Below are 21,976 nucleotides of genomic sequence, written 5' to 3' on the forward strand. Positions count from 1 at the left end.
CCCCATCCTTCGAGACGCCCGGCTTCGCCGGGCTCCTCAGGATGAGGACTCAGTGCGTTCGGAAAGGTCCGATGGTTTCAATCAAACAATGAACCGCTCTAAGACCAGCGAAATTCAGGAACGCTTCCGCCCTTGCCGCATTCTCCTCCCGCATGCCGGGTGACAACCGGCCGTAACGGGGAAGGCGGACGCAGCTGATTTTGCCGGTTTCTGGCTGCGACATCAACGTATTGGTACGCGTTAACGCCTAACCTGTTCCCGGTATGCATCCCGCCCCGGATTGTGTCTGGCTGGGGATAACGGTGATAAGTGGCGCCCGAATGCTTCCCGCCACAATCGCGAGGAACTTGCGCCCCGATCGCCGCATTTGAGTCTGCTGTCAGCACCGCAGCATGATCAGTGGGACACCTCATGCCGACCCGTTTGGACAAGCAGATCGACCGGATCGTCGCCGAGAGCGGCGGCAGCATGCATGAGGCGCTGCGTGCGCTGATGCAGGTGAACGAACACCTCGAGGCCGAGTTGGCGCGGCTGCGAGCCGCCGTCATCTTCAGCCACGCCAGCGTCGATGGCGAGTGGCTGCACTAACCGCAGATGCACTGACCGCAGCCGCCACGATCCTGTGTCGCGTCACGACTTCTTCAAGAACTCCGTGCGCAGCACCAGGCCCTTGATCTTGTCGGTGCGGCCTTCGATTTCGTCTTCATTGTCGGTGAGGCGGATGCCGCGGATCACGGTGCCCCGCTTCAGCACGGTGGACGAGCCTTTCAGCTTCAAATCCTTGATGATCGTGACGTTGTCGCCATCGGCGAGCAGCGCCCCGTTGCTGTCCCTGACCTTGATGTCCATGCCGTGCCTTTCGTGATGCCGCCGCGTGGAACCCGCGGCGCTGGTTGTCAAATCAGGAAAGGAGCGCGCCTGCAATGACGATCCGCGCCGCCGAAAGCAAACGCGGCGCGGACAGGTCCGCGCCGCGTCGTCCTGACGAAGCTCGAATTCTCAGAACTTGTAGGTGATGCCGGTGCCGATCAGCCAGGGATCGAGGTTGACCTTGCCGGTGACCGGGATGTTGCCGGCCAGCGTGCCGTTCCATTCGGGGCGCAGCCAGATCTTCTTGACGTCGACGTTCCAGCCCCAGTGCTTGTCGAACATGTAGTCGAAGCCGATCTGGGCGACGGGCGCGAAGCTGTCCTTGAGGTGGCTGTCGATGACGGTGCCGCCGGCCGCCTTCTGGCTGAAGAAGAAGGTGTAGTTCACGCCGGCGCCGACATAGGGCTTGAACGCGCCGAAGTCGGTGAAGTGATACTGCAGGGTCAGGGTCGGCGGCAGCAGCCAGGACTTGCCGACGTCGACGCCGTTGAGCGCATCCGTGCCGGAAATGCTGTGGCGGGTGACGCCGAGGATCAGTTCGGCGGCGATATTGCGGGTGAAGAAGTACGAGATGTCGAGCTCGGGCACCACCGCATCGGAGGTCTTGAGCGACGAACCGGGGACCTGATTGACGTAGCCGGAATCGCGCGGAATCACGCCGAGCACGCGCAGGCGGATCATCCAGGGATTCCATTCGTCGACGACCGGCGCCTTGTAGACGGGCCGCGCCGCGAGGTCGGCTGCGGCGGCGGAGGTCGGCAGGCCGTTCAGTGCCGCCACCATGGCGAGCGCCGATACTGCAGTGAGAAATTTGGTCATAGGTGCCCCATTGAGGTTCAGTCGCGCGGGCTGAAGCCCACACTTGCGAGCACAGATGCCTCCGAGTGGCACTCGGGTTTGATCTCGATCAAATCCTTGGGGCAGGTTGTCGCACCTTTCCGACCTCCGTGTCGTCCAGGCAACAGATTCTCAAGGGAGTCGCGACTAGGTCGAAAAAATTGACGTGCAACAATGCTTTCCGTCCCGCAACGCGTGCAGGCGCGGCGATGACGGTCCAGGCCCCGAACTCAGGGCCGGCTGGGATTCTGCATCATGTATTCGCCGAGATTGCGCTGGGCGCGATTGGCGCGGGTGATCGCATTGGAGCGCTGCACGTCGCGATCCCGTCGGCAGGCGACATATTCGGACGAGCCGACCGCGACGCCGTTCTGCTTGCAGAACGCGTCGTCGTCGCCGAGATCCGTCGGCGCATCGTTGCGGCTGGCGCAGCCGGCGAGCGCGAAGGCGGTGAAGGTCAGGGCGAGCAGCGTTCTAGGCAACATGTATGACCCCGAGAGTTCGTCATTCCGGGGCGCGAGCGCAGCTCGCGAACCCGGAATCCATACTCACCGGCAGGGGTTATGGATTCCGGGTTCGCCGCGATGCAGCGCCTCGGAACGACGTGGATAGGCCGTGCCTGTTTAGCGCGAATTGCGGGCTTTGTAAGTCCGCAAAGCTTCGCCACCGTCATTGCGAGGAGCACCCAGCGCGGTGCACTGCGCCTGGATTGCTTCGCTTCGCTCGCAATGACGGGGGAGAGGTCTGTCCTCAGCCGTGGCTCTTCAGCGCGCTCGAGATGTCGTCCAGCGCGGTCGGGTCTTCGATCGTGGCCGGCATCGTCCAGGCGTCGCCGTCGGCGATTTTCTTGATGGTGCCGCGCAGGATCTTGCCGGAGCGAGTCTTCGGCAGCCGCGGCACGGTGATGGCGAGCTTGAACGCCGCGACCGGGCCGAGCTTGTCGCGCACCAGCTTGACGATCTCCTTCTCGATCTCGGCGTGATCGCGGGTAACGCCGCTCTTCAGCACGATCAGGCCGCAGGGGACTTCGCCCTTGATGGTGTCGTTGATGCCCAGCACGGCGCATTCGGCGACGTCCGGATGCGAAGCCAAAATCTCTTCCATACCGCCAGTCGACAGACGGTGGCCGGCGACATTGATGATGTCGTCGGTGCGGCCCATCACGAAGACGTAGCCGTCTTCGTCCAGGTAACCGGCGTCGGAGGTTTTGTAGTAGCCGGGGAAGTCGGCGAAGTAGCTTTCCTTGCAACGCTCGTCCTGCTGCCACAGCGTCGGCAGATTGCCGGGCGGCAGCGGAAGCTTGATGACGATCGAGCCCATTGCGCCGGGCGCGACCGGCTTGGCGCCTTCGTCGACCACTTCGAGCTTGTAGCCCGGCATCGGCACCGTCGGCGAGCCGTGCTTGACCGGCAACAGGCCGAGGCCGACCGGATTGCCGGCGATGCACCAGCCGGTTTCGGTCTGCCACCAATGATCGATCACCGGCACTTTCAGTTGCTGCTCGGCCCATTCCACCGTCGGTGGATCGGCGCGCTCGCCGGCCAGGAACAGCGTGCGGAATTTCGACAGATCGTATTTGCGGATGAAGGCGCCCTCGCCGTCTTCCTTGCGGATGGCGCGGAAGGCGGTCGGCGCCGTGAACAGCGCCACCGCGCCGTGCTCGGAAATCACCCGCCAGAACGCGCCGGCATCCGGCGTGCCGACCGGCTTGCCCTCATACATGATCGAGGTCGCGCCGTGGATCAACGGGCCGTAGATGATGTAGCTGTGGCCCACCACCCAGCCGATGTCGGACGCGCACCACCACACTTCGCCGGGCTTCACCCCGTACAGATTCTCCATCGACCATTTCAGCGCGACCAGATGCCCGCCATTGTCGCGGACGACGCCCTTCGGCTTGCCGGTGGTGCCTGAGGTGTAGAGGATGTACAGCGGATCGGTGGCGTCGACCGCAACGCAGTCGGCATTCTTGCCAGCGGCCAGCGCGTCGGCGCGCAGCTTCTGCCAGTCGTGATCGCGGCCGTCTTTCAGCTCGCAATCCTGCTGCGGTCGCTTCAGGATGATGCAGGCGTCCGGCTTGACGGAGGCGAGCTCGATCGCTTCATCGAGCAGCGGCTTGTACTTGACGATGCGGCCGGGCTCGATACCGCAGCTCGCCGACAGGATCAGCTTCGGCTTGGCGTCCTCGATGCGGGTGGCCAGCTCCTTGGCCGCAAAGCCGCCGAACACCACCGAATGCACCGCGCCGATGCGGGCGCAGGCCAGCATCGCCACCATCGATTCCGGCACCATCGGCATATAGAGAATGACGCGGTCGCCCTTCCCAACGCCAAAATCCTGCATGATCGCCGCGAGCGCCTGCACCTCGCAGAGCATCTCCGCGTAGGTGAAGGTGCTGATCGTGCCGGTCAGCGGCGAATCGTGAATCAGCGCGACCTGATCGGCGCGGCCGTTCGCGACGTGGCGGTCGAGCGCGTTGTAGCAGGTGTTGACCTTGGCGCCGGGAAACCAGCGCCCATACAGCCCGAGCGAGGCGTCGAACACCTTGGTGGGCGGCTCGATCCAGTCGATCTCGCGCGCAGCCTCGCCCCAGAAGCCCTCCGGATCGGCCAGCGAGCGGGCATGGACCTCGTGATAACGACTCGTGTCGTGCATATTCATGGCGTCGCACTCCCATGTTTTCGGGCGGTTTGGCCCGCCATGTCCAGCTTTTAGGCGGCGCTGACAACCCCGCCTTTGTTCCTAATCAACACCGAAGCGTGTGCCGCGCCAGCGGTATTTTCGACGCGATCCGGCAGGATGCAAGTGGCGACCTCAACCGCGCGAGGCGATGAGCCTCGCCGTCATTGCGAGGAGCGAAGCGACGAAGCAATCCAGCCCCGCATACGGAGCTGGATTGCTTCGCGGAGCCTGTCATCGGGCGGCGCTCCGCGCCGACCCGTTGGCTCGCAATGACGAAACAGATCAATAGCCATCCTTACCGCTGAGCTGCTGCAGCCGGGCCTTCATGGCGGCCCGAAGGTCATAACCGGGCTTCCCATAGGCAGTATTCCGCCGCGCGAGAAAGCTGTCCTGCGCGCGCTTCAGCGCCTGCAACTCGGCCGGCTTCGCCATCGCATTGTCTTTGGCGTTGTCCTGCAGCACGCGCTGGTACATCGCGTTGATCTCGCGGTCGAGATTGGCGAGATCGCGGTCGGCGCAGATCGCCTTCTCGACGGCGCGGCGCGCACGGCGACAATCGAAGCTCGGCTTGCCGTCGACTGCCTTCTGCGCGCCGAGCCGCTCCAGCTCCGCCGCGAGAGATTTGTGGTTGGCGCGCGCGCCGGCGTGATCCGGCTGCAGCTTCAATGCGGCGGAGAAGTCGAGCAGTGCTTTCGGCCGGTCGCCCTTGAGGCGCCAGACCTCGCCGCGCGCATTCAGCACATCCGGCTGCTTCGGATCGAGCCGCAGCGCGTCGTCGTAATCGACGAGGGCGCGGTCGAGCTGCCCGCTCCGCGCCAGCGCGCCGCCTCGCGCGACCAGCGCCTTGAGGCGATCATCGCGTTCGAGCTTGCGGTTGCCGAGCAGGCGGGTGCACAGCGCGATCGTGTGATCCGCCTCGTCCGGTTTGGCCGCAGCGGCGAGACACGGCGCCGGGTCGGCGGTCGGATCGTCAACGTCGTCCTTACCGGTTGCGAACGCAGGCGCGGCATGCATCAGCAGCGCGAGTGCAAACAAGCCGGATACGATGGAAACGCGACGCGTCGGAGTCATCATCGGGAGCTGCGATCTTGCTCGAATTCTTTACTCGACTGTTCAATTCACCTTCAGCGTCAGGCCGCCGTCGACCACAAGTTCGATGCCAGTGACGTATTTCGACTCGTCGCTGGCGAGGAACAGTGCCGCGTTGGCGACGTCCCAGGCTTCGCCCATATGGCCCATCGGCACCTGCGCGTCGCGGGCGCGCCACATCGCCTCGACGTCGCCGCCGGCGTAGCTCGCGGCGAGGCCGGCGGAGTGCGCCACCATCGGGGTCTTCATCAGGCCGGGCAGGATCGCGTTCACCCGGATGTGGTCCCTGGCGTACTCCACCGCGGTGGTCCGCGTCATCGCGTTCATCGCGGCTTTCGACGCCGCATAGGTGACGTAGGAAATGCCGAGATGCCGGATCGAGGCGATCGACGAGATGTTGACGATCGAACCGCCGCCCTGCCGCTGCATGATCGGGATGACGTGCTTCATCGCCAGATACGCACTCTTGAGGTTGACGGCGAACACGCGGTCCCACTCGGCCTCGGCAATCTCCACCACGCCGCCGGTCTCGGCGATGCCGACATTGTTGTCGAGCACGTCGATCTTGCCGTAGGCGTCCATACAGGCCCGGACCATCGCCTCGACATCCGCGGCGCGCGACACATCGGCGGCGAAGGCCGTGGCGCGGCCGCCGGTGCCGGTGATCAGGCTGGCGGTCTCCTCCGCCGCCTCGGCATTGCGATCGACGCAAAACACCTGCGCGCCCTCGCGCGCGAACGTCACCGCCGTCGCCTTGCCGTTGCCCCAGCCCGGCCCGATCGAACCAGCGCCGACCACCAGCGCGGTCTTGCCTTGCAGTCGTGGCATGCGTGCTCTCTTTCGTTGTCGTCTGGAAGAGCGTTGTAGCCCGGATGAAGCGAAGCGCAATCCGGGGCAGCGGATCAACACTCCCGGATTTCGCTTCGCTTCATCCGGGCTACAGAGCCATCACTCGCACGCGCTGAGCGTCGTCGGCTCCGCACCGAGCTGATGCCCCACGATCTCCGACAACGTCCGGCAGGCGCCGTCGCCACACAGCCGCCATTCGCCCGCCATGCCGGAATTACCAAGGATCAGCTCGCGCTGCGGCGCGCGGTGCGGCGACCATTCGAACCAGCCGCCGCGCAATCGCGCCTCCGGCGGCGGCTCCATGCCGGCGCCGCTGCCTTTGACGCGGGCCTGCACCAGTTCGAGCCCCTGCGGGGTGACGCGCCAGTCTTCCTGCCACTCCACCTTCTCGATCGAATGCGTCCAGGCCAGCGTGAACGCGGCGAGCGCCAGCGTCTTGACGACGCCGGCGGACGCGACGCACAGGCTCACCGCGTGTGCCTTACGCGGTCGCCACCGCGTCGCGCGGCGGGCGCTGGCGCCATTGCCAGGCGACGATCAGCGCGGTGATGAGGAAGCCGACATAGTCGCTGTACGGGAACTCGCCGAGCAGACAGATCGCGGCTGCGAAGGCAATCACGCGTTCGAGCAGGCTCATCCGTGTGTACAGGAAGCCGATAGCCACCATGCCGAACAACGCGATCGCGATCAGCGCCTTCAGCGTGGCGTACACCACGGCGCCGTAGAAGCCGAGTTCGGCCGCCATCGGATCGCCGGGCTGCAGCATCAGGGCCGGCGAGTACACGGCGATGAACGGGATGACGTAGCCGGCGAGCGCGATGCGCATCGCCTCCCAACCGATCTTGTCGGGATTCTCGCGGGCGATCGGTGCTGCGGCCAGCGCCGCCAGCGCCACCGGCGGGGAGAGATCCGCCATGATGCCGTAATAGAACGCGAACATGTGGCTGACGATCAGCGGCACGCCGAGCTTGGCGAGCGCCGGCGCCGCCAGCGCCGCCGTGATGATGTAGGTCGGGATCGTCGGGATGCCGGTGCCGAGCAGGATCGACAGCAGCATCGTCATGATCAGCGCCAGGAACAGGCTCTTCTCGCCGAGCCCGATCACCCAGCTGCCGAACACGGTGCCGACGCCGGTCTGCGTCATCATGCCGATGATGGTGCCGACGATGGCGCAGGCCATGCCGACGGTGAGCGCCGACTTTGCACTGTCGGCCAGCGAGTCGCGGCAGGCCACCAGCGTGGCGCGGCCGCCGCGGGTGAACGCCGTGATCGCGATCAGCGCCGCGACGATCAGCACGATGCGCATGATATCGAGGCCGTTGCGCGACACCGCGCCGACCACCAGCGCCAGCCCGATCCAGAAGATGTAGCGCAGCACGGTGTTGGAGAAGCCGTGCACAATGCTGGCGCCGAGGATCAGCGCCACCGTCAGCGCCAGGCCCATCGAGCCGGCATAGAGCGGCGTAAAACCTTCGAACAGCATGAACACCAGCGCGGCGAGCGGCAGGATCAGGTACCAGCGCTCGACCGCCGCCTTCCAGGCGTTCGGGATCTCGGAGGCCTTCATCCCGACCAGACCGTGCTTGCCGGCTTCGAGGTGCACCATCCAGAACGCCGAGGCGAAGTACAGGAACGCCGGGATCACCGCGGCCTTGACGATCACCGAATATTCGACGCCGAGCGTCTCGGCCATGATGAACGCCACCGCGCCCATCACCGGCGGCATGATCTGCCCGCCCATCGAGGCGGTGGCCTCGACGCCGGCCGCGAAGGCGCGGCGATAGCCGAACTTGATCATCAGCGGAATGGTGAACTGACCGACCGTGACGACGTTGGCGACGCCGGAGCCGGAGATCGTGCCCATCATGCCCGAGGCGAACACCGCGACCTTGGCGGGCCCGCCGCGGCTGCGGCCGAACAGGCCTAGCGACACGTCGGTGAACAGCTGGATCATGCCGGCGCGCTCCAGGAACGAGCCGAACAGGATGAACAGGAAGATGTAGGTCGCCGAAACATAGATCGGCACGCCGTAGAAGCCTTCGGTGCCGAATGACAGATGCGTGACGACCTGGTCGAAATCATAGCCGCGATGATTGAACGGCGCCGGCAGATACTGGCCGAAGAACCAGTACAAGAGACACACGCCGCACATGACCGGCAGCGCCGGTCCCATCAACCGCCGCGTGCCCTCGAAGATCAGCACCGCCAGCAGCGTGCCGACCGCGAGGTCGAGATGCGTCGGGTCGCCGTCGCGCTGGATCAGGTCGGCGTAGAAGATCCATTGATACAGGCCGCACAGGAAGCCGAGCGCGCCGGTGATCCAGGCGATGGCGCGGCCAAAATCAGTACGCGCGGTGAAGTTGCCGATCAGCCCGAAGGTCAGCAGGATCAGGAAGCCGACATGGACGCCGCGCACGACCTGGCTCGGCAGCACGTTCCAGGCGGCGATCACCAGCTGAAACACAGCGAACGCGATCGCCACCGCATAGGCCAGATGCCGCCAGCCGCGCGGCCCGAACCCGGGCGGAAAACCGTGCTCGAAATTGTCGAACTCGACTTTCACCGTCTCCGGCTTGTGGTCGACCGTGGCTTCCGGCTGCAACATTCTTGTTACCTTATCGAAATGGGTCGATCGACTTCAATTCCGCCTCGAGCGTGCCCCGGATGCTGCGCAACGCGCCGCGAAGCGGCGTGGTGCGCTGCTGATCCGGGGCCCGGTTATTCGCGGTGGCGCTCAACCGGGGTCCCGGGTCTGCGGAGCAGCACTACGTGCTGCACCGCGCCCGGGACACAGAGCAATTCGAGCTGCAAGGCAGCGCGAAGTCAGCAGCTTACTTGAGTACGCCCTTTTCCTTGAAGTACTTGATGGCGCCCGGGTGCAGCGGGACCGGGCTGCCGGTGGCGGCGGTTTCCAGCTTGATCTCGCGGCCGGCGGCGTGGGAGCTCGCCAGCTCGGGCAGGTTCTCGTAGATCAGCTTGGTCATCTGATAAGCGAGATCGTCCGACACCGCCGTCGAGGTCACCAGATAGTTGACCACCGCGGCGGTCGGGACATCCTGCTCCTGGCCCGTGTAGGTCTTGGCCGGGATCGTCGTCGCGATGAACGGCGGGCCGATCTTGTCGACGGTCTCCTTCGGCACCGCCACGACGGTGATGGCCGAGGAGTTCGACAGATCCTTCAGCGACGCGACGCCGAGGCCGGCGGACTGCAGCGTGGCGGCGAGCTGGCGGTTCTTCATCAGGTCGACCGACTCGGCGAACGGCAGGTACTCGACCTTGCCGAGATCCTTGTAGTCCATCCCGGCGGCCTTCAGGATCGCGCGCGAGTTCAGCTCGGTGCCGGATTTCGGCGCGCCGACCGACAGGCTTTTGCCCTTCAAGTCCGCCAGCGTCTTGATACCGGATTCGGAGGTCGCGACGATCTGGATGTAGTTCGGATAGATCGCGCCGATCACCCGCAGCTTGTCGAGCTTGGCCTTGAAGCCGGCTTCGGTGTCGCCCTCCCAGGCGGCCTTCAGCGAGTCGCCGAGCGTGAAGGCGATCTCGCCGCGGCCCTGCTGCAGCAGGTTGAGATTCTCGACCGACGCCTTGGTGGCCTGCACCTGGGCTTTGACGTTCGGAATCTTCTCGCCGTAGATCTTCGAGATCGCGACGCCGAGCGGGTAATACACGCCCGAGGTACCGCCGGTCAGCACGTTGATGAACTGCTGCGCGTGCGCCTGCGGAGCTACAACCACCGCCGCGGCCGCCGCCAGGGCGAACAATCTGGCCTTCATGAACGAATTTCTCCCCTGAGTTGCTTAGTTGCGAAACTGAACGCGCAAAACGTCGCGGTCAACCCGTCAAATCGGCAATAACATGGTGGAGGCGGGAACCAGGTTGCGGACTCGAAGGTTGCTGGCGTACCTTTTTGTCGCACCCTGGGGGCCGCGTGTCTGCAGATCACAAGCCTGACCTGAACAGGTCGCTCGATGCCCTCAACTTCTTTCTCGCGGATGTTCGCGACGGCCTCGGGCCCTACTTGGCGATTTATCTGCTGGCGGTGCAGAACTGGAACGAGGCCTCGATCGGCCTGGTGATGTCGATCGCCGCCGCTGCCGGCATCCTGGCGCAGACACCGGCCGGCGCGCTGATCGACCGCTCGACCGCCAAGCGCGGCCTGATGGTCGCTGCGGCCGTGGTTGTGACGATCTCGTCGATCACGCTGCCGCTGCTGCACAGCTTCGAACTGGTTGCCGCCACCCAGGCGCTGGCCGGCGCCGCGGGCGCGATCTTCGCGCCCGCCGTCGCGGCCGTGACGCTCGGGGTTGTCGGCCCCCGCGCTTTCGCGCGGCGCACCGGCCGCAACGAGGCCTTCAACCACGCCGGCAACGCCACTGCCGCCCTGCTCGCCGGCGCATCCGCTTACTTCTTCGGGCCGATCGTGGTGTTCTGGCTGATGTCGGCGATGGCGGTCGCGAGTATCTTCGCGACGCTGTCGATCCCCGCCGCGGCGATCGACGATCACGTCGCGCGCGGGCTCGACAGCGCCGAAGCCGCGGGGGCCGACACGCCGGCGGCCGCTCACCACGATCAGCCGTCGGGCTTCAAGGTGCTGCTGACCTGCCGGCCGCTGCTGATCTTCGCCGGCGCCACCGTGCTGTTTCACTTCGCCAACGCCGCGATGCTGCCGCTGGTCGGGCAGAAGCTGGCGCTGGTGAACAAGAATCTCGGCACTTCGCTGATGTCGCTGTGCATCGTCGCCGCGCAGGTGGTGATGGTGCCGGTGGCGATGCTGGTGGGACACAAGGCCGACGTCTGGGGCCGCAAGCCGATCTTCGCGGTGGCGCTCGCCGTGCTGGCGCTGCGCGGCGCGCTGTATCCCTTGTCCGACAATCCCTACTGGCTGGTCGGCGTGCAACTGCTCGACGGCGTCGGCGCCGGCATCTTCGGTGCGCTGTTTCCGCTGGTGGTGGCCGACCTCACCCACGGCACCGGCCACTTCAACGTCAGCCAGGGCGCGATCGCGACCGCTGCGGGCCTCGGCGGCGCGCTGTCCACCGCAGTCGCCGGCGTGATCGTGGTGTCGGCCGGCTACAGCGTGGCCTTTCTGACTCTGGCCGCGATCGCGGCTTTCGGATTGGCGCTGTTCGTGCTGCTGATGCCGGAGACGCGCCCGGAAAGTGCGTCTCCGCCGCCGTCGTCGCCGCTGCCAGCGCCGGCTGCCCCTGCCGGATAAATCGCACAGGGCAGCGATGGTCAGGGCGCCGTCAGTTGCGCCAGCACGGCGATCAGGCGCCGTGCGGTGGTCGGCTTGCCGGCATTCGGCACGCCGGCCAGCACGGCACCGCCGACTTTCTCCGGCTCGTCATAAGCACTCGCCACGGCGAACGGCACGCCGAGCGCTTTCAAGTTCTCGGCCACGGGGGTGACCAGCTCCCTGCCGAGATTGACATCCAGCAACGCGACCTGCGGGCGTTCGGCCTGCAGCAGCCGCAACGCGTCCTTCACGTTCGGGGCCGGGCCGATGACTCGCCAGCCGAGTTCTTCAAGCATGTGCGCGAGATCCATCGCGATCAGAAACTCGTCTTCGACGATCAGAACCGTCTTCTGCACGATGGACTTTCGGCTCGGGGTTAAGCGCTCCGCAGCGGGATGGCGATCCTGGCCGTCAGGCCATCGGCGCCGAAGTCCTGATCGACGCGGCCGCCAAGATTGTAGCTGATGGTCGAGCGAATGAGCTGGGTCCCGAAGCCGGTCCGGGTCGGCGGCGTCGCCGCGGGGCCGCCGCTTTCGACCCAGTCGAACCGGACCTCGTTGTCGGCCTCATCGACCTGCCAGCCCACGCGAACCCGCCCCTCCGGCACCGACAAGGATCCGTACTTCACGGCATTGGTCGCGAGCTCATGAAATACCAGGCTGAGCGACACCAGCGTGCGCGGCTCCAGCTCCACGGGCGGACCGGGCTCGATCGTGATCGGATCCCGATCGGTCCGGTACGGCGCCAAAATGCGCTCGAACAAAGTGAGGAGGCCGGCCTCGTTCTGCGCGGCGAAAGCGAGATTCTCGGCCTCGACCAGAGCGCCGAAACGGCCGAGAAAATCGTCGCGATACTCCGTCGCGGAGCGGCCCTCGGTCCTGGTCTGGTGAGCCATCGACTGCGCGATACCCAGCAGGTTCTTCATCCGGTGGCGCAGCTCGCCGAGCAGCATGTCCTTGGCGACATCGCGCCGACTGCGCTCGGTATCGTCCACGATCGACAGCAGCATCGAGTGGCTGGCATTGTCGGGATGGGACAGCGTCCGGGCGGTCAGCAGCATGGTCCTGCGGCCGATCCCCGGAAACTCGTGCTCGACCTTGTAATTGAGAATGCTTTCGGCTTTGGGCAGCACGTCCAGCAGCAGTCGGCGCAGCTCCGGGATATCCCACTGCCCGTCACCGAGCTCATACAAGGGACGCCCGATCGTCTCGTCCCGATCGACCTTGAAGGTCTCGAGAAAGGCGCGGCTGGCATTCAGCACGTGGAGACCCGCGTCCAGCACCAGCATCGGATTGGACACCGTGTCCACCACGCCCTGCGCCTAAACGTGGGTGGTCCGCAACATGCGGTAAAGGTCATCCATACGCATCGACACCTGATCCTCGCGAGCGGGAGGCTAGAGAAAAGCGGCGCAGCGCGCAATCGCAGGTAGCTGTTTTTGCACGGAACCCGGCATAGGCGCCAGCGTCGGCTGTCGCGGCGGATTCACATCGCTTGTGGTAGTTTGCCTGACAGTGATAACGCGATGCGATCCGCATCGATCGAAACCTGCACGCTGAGCGTCCCAATGCCCCGTCTTCCTTCTTCGTCCAACCTGACCTTCGACCGGCGTGAACTGCTGCGCGGAGCGCTCGGTGCGGGGCTTGGTGCAGGTCTCGGTGCCCTGCCGGCCGGCGCCGCCGAACCCGGCGCGGTGTCGTTCAAATCCAATCCATTCACGCTCGGCGTCGCCTCCGGCGATCCGGCGGCGGACGGCTTCGTACTGTGGACGCGGCTCGCGCCGGAGCCGCTGAAAGCCCGCGGCGGCATGTCGGCGCAGCCGGTCGAGGTCACGATCGAGATCGCCGAAGATCCGGAGATGGCCAAAATCGTCCGCACCACCACCGAAACCGCCCGGCTCGAGCTCGCGCACTCGGTTCATGCCGAGATCGAGGGCCTCGCGCCGGGCCGCGACTATTTTTATCGCTTCCGCGCCGGCGACGCAGAAAGCCCGATCGGACGCGCCCGGACGCTGCCGGCTCCCGGCGATGCGCTTGCCCAGATCCGCTTCGCCGCCGCCGGCTGCCAGCGCTGGGAGGACGGCTACTACACCGCCTGGCGGGCGATCGCCGACGACAAGCTCGACTTCGTTTTCCACTACGGCGACTACATCTACGAATACGGCCATACCGATGTGGTCGGCTACGACAAGCGGCCGGCGCCCCGCACCATGCCGGCGGACTTTCCGGCCTGCTACACGCTGACCGACTATCGCCGCCGCTACGCGCTGTACAAGACCGACGCCGACCTGCAGGCCGCACACGCCTCCTGTCCGTTCCTGCCGAGCTTCGACGACCACGAGGTCGCCAACAACTGGGCGGCCGACGGTGCCCCCGGCCACACGCCGGCCGAGGCTTTCCTGTTTCGCCGCGCGATGGCGCTGCAGGCCTGGTACGAGCACATGCCGGTGCGCCGCGCGCAGATTCCGCACGGGCCCGACGTGAGAGCCTATCGCGGTTTCCGCTACGGAGCGCTGCTCGACGTCGCGGTGCTGGATACCCGGCAGTATCGCTCGCGCCAGCCCTGCGGCGACGGCTTCCTGGCCGGCTGCACCGAGGCCGATATCGAAAGCCGCACGATGCTGGGCGCCGCGCAGGAGCAGTGGCTCGCCGCGCGGCTGGCGCAGGCGCCGGCGACCTGGCAGGTGCTGGCCCAGCAGGTGCTGTTCGCGCAATTCGACTGGCGCGGCTTTCCGTTCGTCAAGGAAACCGCGGCACCGATCATCGACGTCGATACCTGGAACGGCGCCACTGCCGGGCGCGAACGCGTCACCGCGATGCTGCAGGCCGCCAAGATCGCCAACCCGGTGGTGCTGACCGGCGACCTGCACCGAGCGCTCGCGCTGGAGCTGCGCCGCGACTGGCGCGACCCGGCCTCGCCCTGCATCGGCGTTGAGTTCCTGTCGACCTCGATCTCCTCGGTCGGCGACGGCCCGGCGACCGATGCGGACCGCGCCACCATGCTGCGCAACAATCCGCATCTGAAATTCTTCAGCGACAAGCGAGGCTACACCCGACACGTCGTCACGCCGAAGCAATGGCAGGCCGATTTCCGCGCCGTCGACAGCACCGCGACGCCCGGCCAGCCGGTTCGCACCGTCCAGACGATGCTGGTGGAGGCCGGCAGGCCGGGACTGATCAGCCAATAGGCGCACCTGCTCCCGCGTGGCGAGCAGACTGGTCACGCCGCAAGCGACCGCGTAGTCTGCTCCCGCACCGGCCCGTCAGAGGCCGATCGACCGGGAGAACGCTCATATGTCGTCTTCGACTCGCCCGCCATTCCGACCGAGCCGCCGCAGCCTGCTGCGCGGCGCCGCAGCGCTCGGCGCGCTGCCGCTGCTGCCGGGCATCGCCCGCGCCGACACGCGCGCTGATACTTGGCCGAGCCGGCCGGTGAAATTCGTCGTGCCGTTCGCGGCCGGCGGCACCACCGACATTCTGGCGCGGCTGGTGGCGCAGAAGATGTCGGAGGAGTACGGCCAGCAGTTCGTCGTCGAGAACAAGGCCGGCGCCGGCGGCAACATCGCGGCCGAGTTCGTCGCCAAGGCAGAGCCGGACGGCTACACCTTCATCGTCGGAACGCCGGGCACCCACGCGATCAATCAGTTCGTGTTCAAGACGCTGGCCTACGACCAGGTCAAGGACATCGCCCCGGTGATCATCATCGCCAAGGTGCCCAACCTGTTTTCGGTGACCAATGCGCTGCCGGTGAAGAGCGTCGCCGAACTGATCGCCTATGCGAAGTGAAGCCGGGCGAATTGTTCTACGGCACGCCGGGGCTCGGCTCGACCGCGCATGTCTCGACCGAATTGTTCAAGTCGATGGCCGACGTGCAGATGACGCACGTGCCCTACAAGGGCTCGGCGCCGATGCTGACAGACCTGATGGCCGGCCGCGTGCATCTGACCATCGACAATCTGCCGGCATCGCAGCCGCATGCCGATGCCGGCTCGATCCGGGCGATCGCGGTGTCGACCGCGACGCGCTGGCCGCTGCTACCCGACCTGCCGACCATCGCCGAGGCCGGCGTGCCGGGCTACGACGCCGCGGCGTGGTTCACGATCGGCGCCCCGGCCAAGACCTCGCCGGAGATCATCGCCAAGCTCAATGCCAGCGTCGAGAAGTTCATCAAGACCGAAGACGGCACCGCGCGGCTGCGCAAGCTCGGCGCCGACCCGGTCGGTGGTTCGCCCGACGACATGCAGCGCTACGTGCAGGCCGAGATCGACAAATGGGGCAAGGTCGCGAAGTTCGCCAAGATCGAGCCGCAATAGGCCGGCCTGAGCGCACGGCCTTACCGCCACCGGCGTTTGCGGCGACTTCGGTCGTCGCAAACGCGCGTGCTTTCGTGAGCAAGACCGCACAGGCGGATTTGCGCCTGCTGCGCGCCGATTTTTCGCATCCTCCGCGATAACAACATGTTCCCGATCGCTGCGATTTAAATCGCATTCGCCGGTTTAACCCTACCCGGGACTTCATGTGGGTCGCTGAACAATTCCACAATTCGAACGCGTTCCAACCCGTAAAACTGATCCGGTAACGGGGGAAGCTACGATGACGACTACCACCATCGAGGTTCAAGAGCGCGCGGCATCCGCAGCGTTCGGCCGCCGCAAGGTGTCGCCGCGCGCGTGCATCATCGACAGCAAGCCGCATCTACGGGCGTTTCTCGCCGACACGCTGGAAGAGCTGCGCTTCGTCACCAGCGAATGCGGCGATCCCGAAGAGCTGGCGTCGCGCATCGCCGAGCAGCAGCCCGACTTGCTGGTGATCGGCTCCTCGATCGGCGGGGTCGAGGCGGCGCGGATCATCGACACCGCGTGCAACGCCGGCTTTCGCGGCAGCGTGATTCTGATTTCGGCGCGCGAGACCATCGCGCTGCGTGGCATCCTGCATCACGGGCTGGAACGCGGCCTGACCATGCTGCCGCCGCTGTCGACGCCGTTCAGCGCGCAGATGCTACGGGAATGCATCGCGCCGCTGCTGCCGCAGGAGCCGCCGCCGAAGCCGGAGGTGGATGTCGCCGAGGCGTTGAAAACCGGCTGGCTGGAGCTCTGGTACCAACGCAAGCTCGACGCGCGATCGCTGACGCCGTCCGGCGCCGAGGCGCTGGTGCGGATGCGGCACCCGAGCTGGGGCGTGGTGGTGCCGTCGGCGTTCCTGCCCGACCAGAACGATCCGCACTTTCGCGCGCTGTCGGAATTCGTCGTCGCCCGCGCGATCGCCGACTGGCGCTATCTGCTCGATCATCACGGCCCGGTGGACCTGTCGATCAACCTGCCGGCGAAATTCCTGCTCGACGCCCAGGCGGTCGAGGATCTGTGCGCCTGGATGCCGCGGCATCCGGCGTTCGGCGGCCTGATCATCGAGATCGATTCGCTCGAGGTTGCCCAGCATCTCGACGCGATGATCGAGATCGCGCAGAGTCTGCGGCTGCACAACATCGCGATCGCGGTCGACAAGGTCGGCGCCGACTGGCCGGAGCTGATGCGTCTGGACGCGTTTCCGTTCGTCGAACTCAAGGTCGACCGCAGCTTCGTCACCGGCTGCGCCGACGACCGGCTGAAGCGCACGGTGTGCAAGCGCATCGTCGATCTCGCCGCCGATTACGGCGCCCGCTGCACCGCGACCGGGATCGAGAGCCGCTCCGACTACATCGCGGCCCACGAGCTCGGCTTCGACCTCGTGCAGGGCTATCTGTTCGGCAAGCCGATGGGACTGAAGAAATTCGCTCGCGCGGTCTCCACCAAGCCGCTCGGCACGCTGGAGTAGCACGGCCGCGTTACGTCCGCGGCTCGTCGCGAGATCATTCGAACGTCATGTCGAGGCACTTCGAGACGTCGCTGCCGAGGCCCGACGCGATGGTGATGCAGCCGCGCAGCTTGCGGCTGCCCACGTCGCTCGCCCAGATCGCGTAGCCGCCGGGACCGAAGAACGAGTTGGTGTTCGGCGGCTCGGTCTCGGCGGCGTCGAACTCGTAGTTGCCGTCGGTCTCGAAAATCCGGGCGCGCTTCGAGCAGCCGCCGTCGGTCTGGACGTTGATCACTTCCTTGTTGTCGCGCGTCATCGCCAGGCTGACGGCGCAGCGGAAGTATTCGGAGGTCTTGGCGTTGAACAGATAGGCGTAAGAGCGGCAGGTCGCGGTGGTGAGCTTACCGGGGCTGAGGCCGCGGCTGCACGAGATGCGCTGGTTGTTGCTGAGCTTGAAGTCGTCGGCCCGGACCGCCGCCGGCAGCATCAGCGCCACAGCGGCCGACAGCGCCGCGCCCTTCGTCAACGTCCGCCACGAACCCAAGCGCATCGTCTGCCTCCCGACTTGTTGATCGCCGCCGCGACGGCGCTTCTGGCGACCCATGCGGATCGCACATCCGAATCCGGTGCCGAATTGTTTCCGGATTGCTGTAGTCCGGAATCGGCGCACGCGAAAGACACACCAAAGCGCACTGGCAAATTCCAAATCCGTACCGACATGGACGCGGGTGCGGCGAGCTCGGCTTGACGTAGAAACATCGTTCGTGATTTGTTCAGAACCTGCGACGCAGGACGCCGGGGCGCCGCTCGCATCGAGGCCCGAGGAGACGACAGCCATGATCGCCCACTCTCTCGCGACGCTGCTGGCCGCGGCGGTCGTAATCACGCTTGCGGCACCGGCGATGGCGCAGACCGAGGAGGCCACGCCGTGGGTGCTGTCACGCGACATGGGTTACGGCTACACCAAGGACGGCAAGACGTTCTCCTACAAGATGGGCACCAGCAACGCCAAGGACCTGTTCAAAGGCGCCCGGAAGGTACCGAAGGACACGCTGTTCTTCGTCGGCGCCAACGGCCAGCTCTACATGCGCAGCGGCCCGTTCCTCGAAGACGACGGCAGCTTCAAGTTCGGAACGAACCGCTGAGGCGGACCACGCCGGTGCGCTGGCACGTCTCAGAGATCGTCTCTGGCTGTCTGACGCGATCGGCGAGGACGGTCTCATCGCGAGGAGGCGCGTAGCGCCGTCTCGAACCATGCGCCGCAGGCCGCGTGGCTCCATCCTTCGAGGCGCCCGGCTACGCCGGGCTGCTCGGATGCAGACGCAGTGCTGTGAGGCGCAGTCACTTCAACCGCTGTCGCCTCATCAATGAACGAGGCCTCAGAACGCCGCGTAGAGTTCGCGCGCGCCGGGCTTGGCGCTGTTGGCGTCCATGCGGGCGTCGGTCACCGCCAGCAACTTCGCGACGGTGTTGTGACGGATCGCCACCGGATTGCGCTCATAGCCTGAGCGCTGAAAGAAGTTCGAGGTCGGCACGATCTCGCGCAGCTCCTGCGGCATCGTGACCATGTCGAAGCCGGTGCCGTCGCCGGTGAGATTCATCATCTCCAGTTCGGCGGCGGTCAGCGGTTCATTGTAGCCCTTCAGCTGGGCGAATTTCACCGAGGTCAGCAGCTTGTGGGTCTGCAGCAGCGGGCCGACATCGATGTCGAGCACCAGCGCGTGCGCGCCCCAGCCCTGCGGCGTGCGGCCGAGCTTCTCGTGCTCGCTCCAATTGCCCGGGATCGAGCGCGCCATCGCCACCATGCGCTTGACGATGCCGATCTTGTGCTCGAGCGCCTTGCGCTGCGGGCCGGACAGCGTCGAGGCGCGCTCGTTCAGCACCTTGAGAATATGATTGCCCTGTTCGGCGAGCAGCACCAGCGTGTTGGTGGTGAGCAGCTGATTGTAACCGATCGCGGTCGAGATCGCGCGCGAGCCCGGGCGCAATTTGCTGAGGCCCGATTGCATATCGTAGCTGCCGTCGCCGCCGGTTTCGAACGCATAGACCCGCACAGCCTGCTCGCGGGTCAGCCCCATCGCGCGGGCGACGCGCGCATAAGCGCGCTTGAACTCCAGCTCGGAGGCCGGCCGCTGCGGCACGAACTGATAGTAATCGGCGGCCGCCTTGACGAAATCCGCCACCACCGGCAACGACCGGCGCTCGCCCGGCGGCTGTGGCCGCGGCTCTGGATCGACCGGCCGTTTCGGCCCGGTATAGACCGGCGGCTGCACCAGCACGTAGTCGTCACTGGAGATTCGATCGCCGGCGCGGCGCTTGGCGTTGCGGATGCGGCGCTTCTCGGCGATCGCGTTCCAATAGGCCTCGGCGTCACGATCGAACTCGGCCCGTGCGGCCTGATATTGCTGCAGCCGGTAGCGATACTCGGCGATCGCTTCGGGCGAAGCCGCCTGGGCACGCGCATTCGCGACGGCGAGCGGCAGCGCGGTCTGGGCGAACGTGGCGGGCGCGAGCGCGAACAGCGCAAGCGACGCGAGGCTGACGGAGCGAATCAGACGAGTCGGCATGGCCGAATCATATCGCAGCCAGTGGTGAACGAATTGCTGCGCCGGCCGGGTTCCGTCTGCGGCAAATCGTGGCTCGGGCGCGTGCGCGGCCGCACGCTACTTCCAGGCGAACACCGGCTGTTCGAGATCTGCGACGCGCGTCACACGGCCGCCCAGCACTTCGCGGAACTGATAGATCAACGCCGCGGTCGGCGCGTGGATGTAGTCGCCGGCGTGGCGGAACCGAATCACGCGCCGCTCGCTCTCCGGGATGCGGGTGAAATCGAACGCTTCCGGCTCGGCGATAGCCGCGAGCGCGATGTGATGCACCGATGCGACCTCGGCCGGATTGGGTGCGAGCGGCCCGGCCGACGCCGCCCAGGCGACCACCGGGGTGATCAGATAGCCGGAACGCGTCGGATAGTCGTCGAGCATGCCGAGTACGTCGCCGGCGCCGAGTTGCAACCCGAGTTCTTCGTGCAACTCGCGGAGCGCCGTCTCCGGCGCGGTCTCACCGGCATCGCAGCGCCCGCCGGGCAGCGCCCATTGGTTGCTGTGCGCGCGCAGGCTGGCGGCGCGGAAGGTCAGCAGGAACGAGGCCGCGCCGTCGGCGCCGGCCACCACGGCGATCGCGACCGCGGCGCGCTTCAGGCCTTGCGGCTCCAGCCCATCGTCGTGGCGCGGAAAATCGCGGCAGCGCGCGGCGATCTCGCTGCGCAAAGCATCGTTGTGCAGATGGCTCATCCGGCTTGACTACACCGCGCGCGTGCCTGAGGAAACCTCGGCCGCGCCGTCGCTGCGGCGACAGGGACGAAACGCATGACCGAGACTGCCCGCAGCCTGAAAGCCGACGGCTGGACCATCGTCCACGACGACGGCTTCATCGATCTGGTCGGGCCGATGTGGCATCGCGTCGTCGACGGGCAGCACGAATTCGCAATCGCCACCGGCGCCAAGCATCGCAATCGCCGCGGACTGGTGCAGGGCGGGCTGATGATGACGCTGGCCGACCGCGCTTCCGGCATGGCGGCGCGCGAGCAGTCCGGTGCGCCACACGTCGCCACGGTGCAGCTCGACACGCACTTCATCGACGCCGGCGAGATCGGCGATCTGCTGATCGCGCGGCCGAAAGTGATCCGCTCGACCCGCAGCCTGATCTTCACCTCGACCGAAGTCAGCGTCGACGGCCGCTGCGTCATCGTCGCCACCGGCGTGTTCAAGATCGTGCGGCCGCGCTGAGCCGGAGACATTCCGCCAGCGGCGCTCAACCCGCGGCGCGCCAGCGGCCCAGCGCATCGAGCGTCACCAGGGCTTCGCCGCCTCCCGCGCCGGCGAGATGCCGATACGGCGCGTCGGGTTCGCCGAGATCGCTCAGCACGGCGAACGCACCCGGGAAATCGTCGCCCTCGGTATAGATGCCGGGGGTGACGATGGTGGCGAGGCCCGCGCCCAGCGCCGCCTTCAGGCCGTTGGTCGAGTCCTCGAAAGCCACGCAGGCCGCAGCCGGCAGCGCCAGCCGGTCCAGCACATAGTTGTAGATGTCGGGCGCCGGCTTCTTGGCCGGCACAACGTCCCCTGCCCCCACGACATCGAACAGCGCCAGCGCGTCTGCCCCTAATGCAGCGCCGAGCAGCGCTTCGACGTTCGGCAGGCTGGTGGTGGTGGCGATCGCCAGACGGACGCCGGCGCGCCGGGCGTCGCGGATCAGCCGCGCCACGCCGGGGCGCAGCGGTGCGCCGACGGCCGCGAGCGCGGTGTAACGCCGCGTCTTGGCGGCATGCAGTTCCGCGATCCGGCCAACGGCGCGCTCGGCACCATCAGGGCCCGACGTCAGGAAATGCGCAATCCTCTCCTTGCCGCCGGCCACGTCGAGCAGGCGTCGATACGCCGACTTGTCCCAATGCCAAGGCAGCAGCTCCGCCGCGAATGTCTCGTTGAAGGCCTGGCGGTGCAGCTCCTCGGTCTCGGCGAGCGTTCCATCGACGTCGAAGATCAAAGCTTTCGGTATCATCGCACCTCTATGGCTGCTGCGCGGGCACACGTGAACAGAAATGATGCCTGACAAAACAACCAAG

The 21,976-nt window shown here is 66.3% G+C and carries 21 protein-coding genes and 1 pseudogene; 7 read left to right on the forward strand and 15 right to left on the reverse strand.

Annotated features, from left to right (window positions below):
* Positions 1 to 411 precede the first annotated feature (411 nt).
* Positions 412 to 588 (forward strand): hypothetical protein, encoded by a 177-nt coding sequence (locus tag IP86_RS28920; RefSeq protein ID WP_197279577.1) that lies wholly within the window; start codon positions 412 to 414, stop codon positions 586 to 588.
* 42 nt (positions 589 to 630) lie between these two features.
* Here IP86_RS28920 and IP86_RS00055 read toward each other — a convergent pair whose 3' ends face one another.
* The 9 genes from IP86_RS00055 to IP86_RS00095 all read right to left on the reverse strand — a co-directional run bounded on the left by IP86_RS00055 (position 631) and on the right by IP86_RS00095 (position 10,103).
* Positions 631 to 849, reverse strand: a complete 219-nt coding sequence (locus tag IP86_RS00055) for an alkylphosphonate utilization protein (RefSeq protein WP_054160529.1) — start codon at positions 847 to 849, stop codon at positions 631 to 633.
* Positions 850 to 999: 150 nt separating this feature from the next.
* Entirely contained in the window at positions 1,000 to 1,689 is a 690-nt protein-coding gene (locus IP86_RS00060; protein ID WP_054160530.1) for an OmpW/AlkL family protein, read from the reverse strand.
* Positions 1,690 to 1,937: 248 nt separating this feature from the next.
* The gene (locus IP86_RS00065; RefSeq protein WP_054160531.1) at positions 1,938 to 2,192 is read right to left on the reverse strand and encodes a hypothetical protein; all 255 of its coding nucleotides are present in this window, start codon (positions 2,190 to 2,192) and stop codon (positions 1,938 to 1,940) included.
* Positions 2,193 to 2,457: 265 nt separating this feature from the next.
* A complete protein-coding gene (locus IP86_RS00070) occupies positions 2,458 to 4,368 on the reverse strand; it encodes a propionyl-CoA synthetase (protein WP_054160532.1) in 1,911 nt (636 codons plus the stop codon).
* A gap of 303 nt (positions 4,369 to 4,671) precedes the next feature.
* Complete coding sequence (locus IP86_RS00075; RefSeq protein ID WP_156332338.1) at positions 4,672 to 5,460, reverse strand: tetratricopeptide repeat protein; 789 nt, start codon at positions 5,458 to 5,460, stop codon at positions 4,672 to 4,674.
* 42 nt (positions 5,461 to 5,502) lie between these two features.
* The gene (locus IP86_RS00080) at positions 5,503 to 6,306 is read right to left on the reverse strand and encodes an SDR family NAD(P)-dependent oxidoreductase (protein ID WP_054160534.1); all 804 of its coding nucleotides are present in this window, start codon (positions 6,304 to 6,306) and stop codon (positions 5,503 to 5,505) included.
* 120 nt (positions 6,307 to 6,426) lie between these two features.
* Complete coding sequence (locus IP86_RS00085; protein WP_054160535.1) at positions 6,427 to 6,798, reverse strand: DUF1850 domain-containing protein; 372 nt, start codon at positions 6,796 to 6,798, stop codon at positions 6,427 to 6,429.
* 10 nt (positions 6,799 to 6,808) lie between these two features.
* On the reverse strand, positions 6,809 to 8,932 hold the full coding sequence (locus IP86_RS00090; protein ID WP_054160536.1) for a TRAP transporter permease: 2,124 nt from the start codon (positions 8,930 to 8,932) through the stop codon (positions 6,809 to 6,811).
* Positions 8,933 to 9,158: 226 nt separating this feature from the next.
* Positions 9,159 to 10,103 (reverse strand): TAXI family TRAP transporter solute-binding subunit, encoded by a 945-nt coding sequence (locus IP86_RS00095; protein WP_054160537.1) that lies wholly within the window; start codon positions 10,101 to 10,103, stop codon positions 9,159 to 9,161.
* Positions 10,104 to 10,258: 155 nt separating this feature from the next.
* Here IP86_RS00095 and IP86_RS00100 point away from each other — a divergent pair, with 155 nt between their 5' ends.
* Positions 10,259 to 11,545, forward strand: a complete 1,287-nt coding sequence (locus IP86_RS00100; protein ID WP_054160538.1) for an MFS transporter — start codon at positions 10,259 to 10,261, stop codon at positions 11,543 to 11,545.
* Between the two features lie 20 nt (positions 11,546 to 11,565).
* Here the strand turns inward: IP86_RS00100 and IP86_RS00105 are convergent, their stop codons facing one another.
* Both IP86_RS00105 and IP86_RS00110 read right to left on the reverse strand, forming a co-directional pair.
* Positions 11,566 to 11,922 (reverse strand): response regulator, encoded by a 357-nt coding sequence (locus tag IP86_RS00105; protein ID WP_054160539.1) that lies wholly within the window; start codon positions 11,920 to 11,922, stop codon positions 11,566 to 11,568.
* Between the two features lie 20 nt (positions 11,923 to 11,942).
* The gene (locus IP86_RS00110; protein ID WP_245290481.1) at positions 11,943 to 12,878 is read right to left on the reverse strand and encodes an HWE histidine kinase domain-containing protein; all 936 of its coding nucleotides are present in this window, start codon (positions 12,876 to 12,878) and stop codon (positions 11,943 to 11,945) included.
* Between the two features lie 255 nt (positions 12,879 to 13,133).
* On the opposite strand from IP86_RS00110, the gene IP86_RS00115 reads away from it, so the two are divergent.
* The 3 genes and pseudogenes from IP86_RS00115 to IP86_RS00125 all read left to right on the forward strand — a co-directional run bounded on the left by IP86_RS00115 (position 13,134) and on the right by IP86_RS00125 (position 17,376).
* Entirely contained in the window at positions 13,134 to 14,753 is a 1,620-nt protein-coding gene (locus IP86_RS00115) for an alkaline phosphatase D family protein (RefSeq protein ID WP_054160540.1), read from the forward strand.
* Positions 14,754 to 14,859: 106 nt separating this feature from the next.
* Positions 14,860 to 15,878: pseudogene (locus IP86_RS00120) on the forward strand (Bug family tripartite tricarboxylate transporter substrate binding protein).
* A 280-nt stretch (positions 15,879 to 16,158) separates the two neighbouring features.
* Entirely contained in the window at positions 16,159 to 17,376 is a 1,218-nt protein-coding gene (locus IP86_RS00125) for an EAL domain-containing response regulator (protein WP_054160541.1), read from the forward strand.
* Positions 17,377 to 17,410: 34 nt separating this feature from the next.
* On the opposite strand, the gene IP86_RS00130 is transcribed toward IP86_RS00125, so the two are convergent.
* Positions 17,411 to 17,842 (reverse strand): hypothetical protein, encoded by a 432-nt coding sequence (locus IP86_RS00130; protein WP_054160569.1) that lies wholly within the window; start codon positions 17,840 to 17,842, stop codon positions 17,411 to 17,413.
* Positions 17,843 to 18,191: 349 nt separating this feature from the next.
* Between IP86_RS00130 and IP86_RS00135 the strand changes: the two genes are divergently transcribed.
* Entirely contained in the window at positions 18,192 to 18,500 is a 309-nt protein-coding gene (locus IP86_RS00135) for a hypothetical protein (RefSeq protein WP_156332336.1), read from the forward strand.
* Between the two features lie 234 nt (positions 18,501 to 18,734).
* On the opposite strand, the gene IP86_RS00140 is transcribed toward IP86_RS00135, so the two are convergent.
* Together IP86_RS00140 and IP86_RS00145 are read right to left on the reverse strand one after the other, a co-directional pair.
* Positions 18,735 to 19,922, reverse strand: coding sequence for a hypothetical protein (locus tag IP86_RS00140; RefSeq protein WP_054160542.1), 1,188 nt, complete (start codon positions 19,920 to 19,922; stop codon positions 18,735 to 18,737).
* 96 nt (positions 19,923 to 20,018) lie between these two features.
* A complete protein-coding gene (locus IP86_RS00145) occupies positions 20,019 to 20,645 on the reverse strand; it encodes an NUDIX hydrolase (RefSeq protein ID WP_054160543.1) in 627 nt (208 codons plus the stop codon).
* A gap of 75 nt (positions 20,646 to 20,720) precedes the next feature.
* Here IP86_RS00145 and IP86_RS00150 point away from each other — a divergent pair, with 75 nt between their 5' ends.
* Positions 20,721 to 21,140 carry a PaaI family thioesterase gene (locus IP86_RS00150; RefSeq protein WP_054160544.1) on the forward strand — a complete coding sequence of 140 codons (420 nt, stop codon included), beginning with the start codon at positions 20,721 to 20,723 and terminating at the stop codon, positions 21,138 to 21,140.
* Between the two features lie 25 nt (positions 21,141 to 21,165).
* Here IP86_RS00150 and IP86_RS00155 read toward each other — a convergent pair whose 3' ends face one another.
* On the reverse strand, positions 21,166 to 21,912 hold the full coding sequence (locus IP86_RS00155) for an HAD-IA family hydrolase (protein ID WP_054160545.1): 747 nt from the start codon (positions 21,910 to 21,912) through the stop codon (positions 21,166 to 21,168).
* Positions 21,913 to 21,976: the final 64 nt, after the last annotated feature.

This window comes from Rhodopseudomonas sp. AAP120 (assembly GCF_001295845.1).
Taxonomy (GTDB): Bacteria; Pseudomonadota; Alphaproteobacteria; order Rhizobiales; family Xanthobacteraceae; genus Rhodopseudomonas.

Coding starts and splice junctions, on each gene's coding strand:
- IP86_RS00135 (WP_156332336.1), top strand. CDS start 18,192: ATGATCGCCCACTCTCTCGCGACGCTGCTGGCCGCGGCGGTCGTAATC.
- IP86_RS00080 (WP_054160534.1), bottom strand. CDS start 6,306: ATGCCACGACTGCAAGGCAAGACCGCGCTGGTGGTCGGCGCTGGTTCG.
- IP86_RS00095 (WP_054160537.1), bottom strand. CDS start 10,103: ATGAAGGCCAGATTGTTCGCCCTGGCGGCGGCCGCGGCGGTGGTTGTA.
- IP86_RS00075 (WP_156332338.1), bottom strand. CDS start 5,460: ATGACTCCGACGCGTCGCGTTTCCATCGTATCCGGCTTGTTTGCACTC.
- IP86_RS00065 (WP_054160531.1), bottom strand. CDS start 2,192: ATGTTGCCTAGAACGCTGCTCGCCCTGACCTTCACCGCCTTCGCGCTC.
- IP86_RS00125 (WP_054160541.1), top strand. CDS start 16,159: ATGACGACTACCACCATCGAGGTTCAAGAGCGCGCGGCATCCGCAGCG.
- IP86_RS00090 (WP_054160536.1), bottom strand. CDS start 8,932: ATGTTGCAGCCGGAAGCCACGGTCGACCACAAGCCGGAGACGGTGAAA.
- IP86_RS00060 (WP_054160530.1), bottom strand. CDS start 1,689: ATGACCAAATTTCTCACTGCAGTATCGGCGCTCGCCATGGTGGCGGCA.
- IP86_RS00155 (WP_054160545.1), bottom strand. CDS start 21,912: ATGATACCGAAAGCTTTGATCTTCGACGTCGATGGAACGCTCGCCGAG.
- IP86_RS00140 (WP_054160542.1), bottom strand. CDS start 19,922: ATGCCGACTCGTCTGATTCGCTCCGTCAGCCTCGCGTCGCTTGCGCTG.
- IP86_RS00055 (WP_054160529.1), bottom strand. CDS start 849: ATGGACATCAAGGTCAGGGACAGCAACGGGGCGCTGCTCGCCGATGGC.
- IP86_RS00130 (WP_054160569.1), bottom strand. CDS start 17,842: ATGCTGCCGGCGGCGGTCCGGGCCGACGACTTCAAGCTCAGCAACAAC.
- IP86_RS00150 (WP_054160544.1), top strand. CDS start 20,721: ATGACCGAGACTGCCCGCAGCCTGAAAGCCGACGGCTGGACCATCGTC.
- IP86_RS00070 (WP_054160532.1), bottom strand. CDS start 4,368: ATGAATATGCACGACACGAGTCGTTATCACGAGGTCCATGCCCGCTCG.
- IP86_RS28920 (WP_197279577.1), top strand. CDS start 412: ATGCCGACCCGTTTGGACAAGCAGATCGACCGGATCGTCGCCGAGAGC.
- IP86_RS00115 (WP_054160540.1), top strand. CDS start 13,134: ATGCCCCGTCTTCCTTCTTCGTCCAACCTGACCTTCGACCGGCGTGAA.
- IP86_RS00145 (WP_054160543.1), bottom strand. CDS start 20,645: ATGAGCCATCTGCACAACGATGCTTTGCGCAGCGAGATCGCCGCGCGC.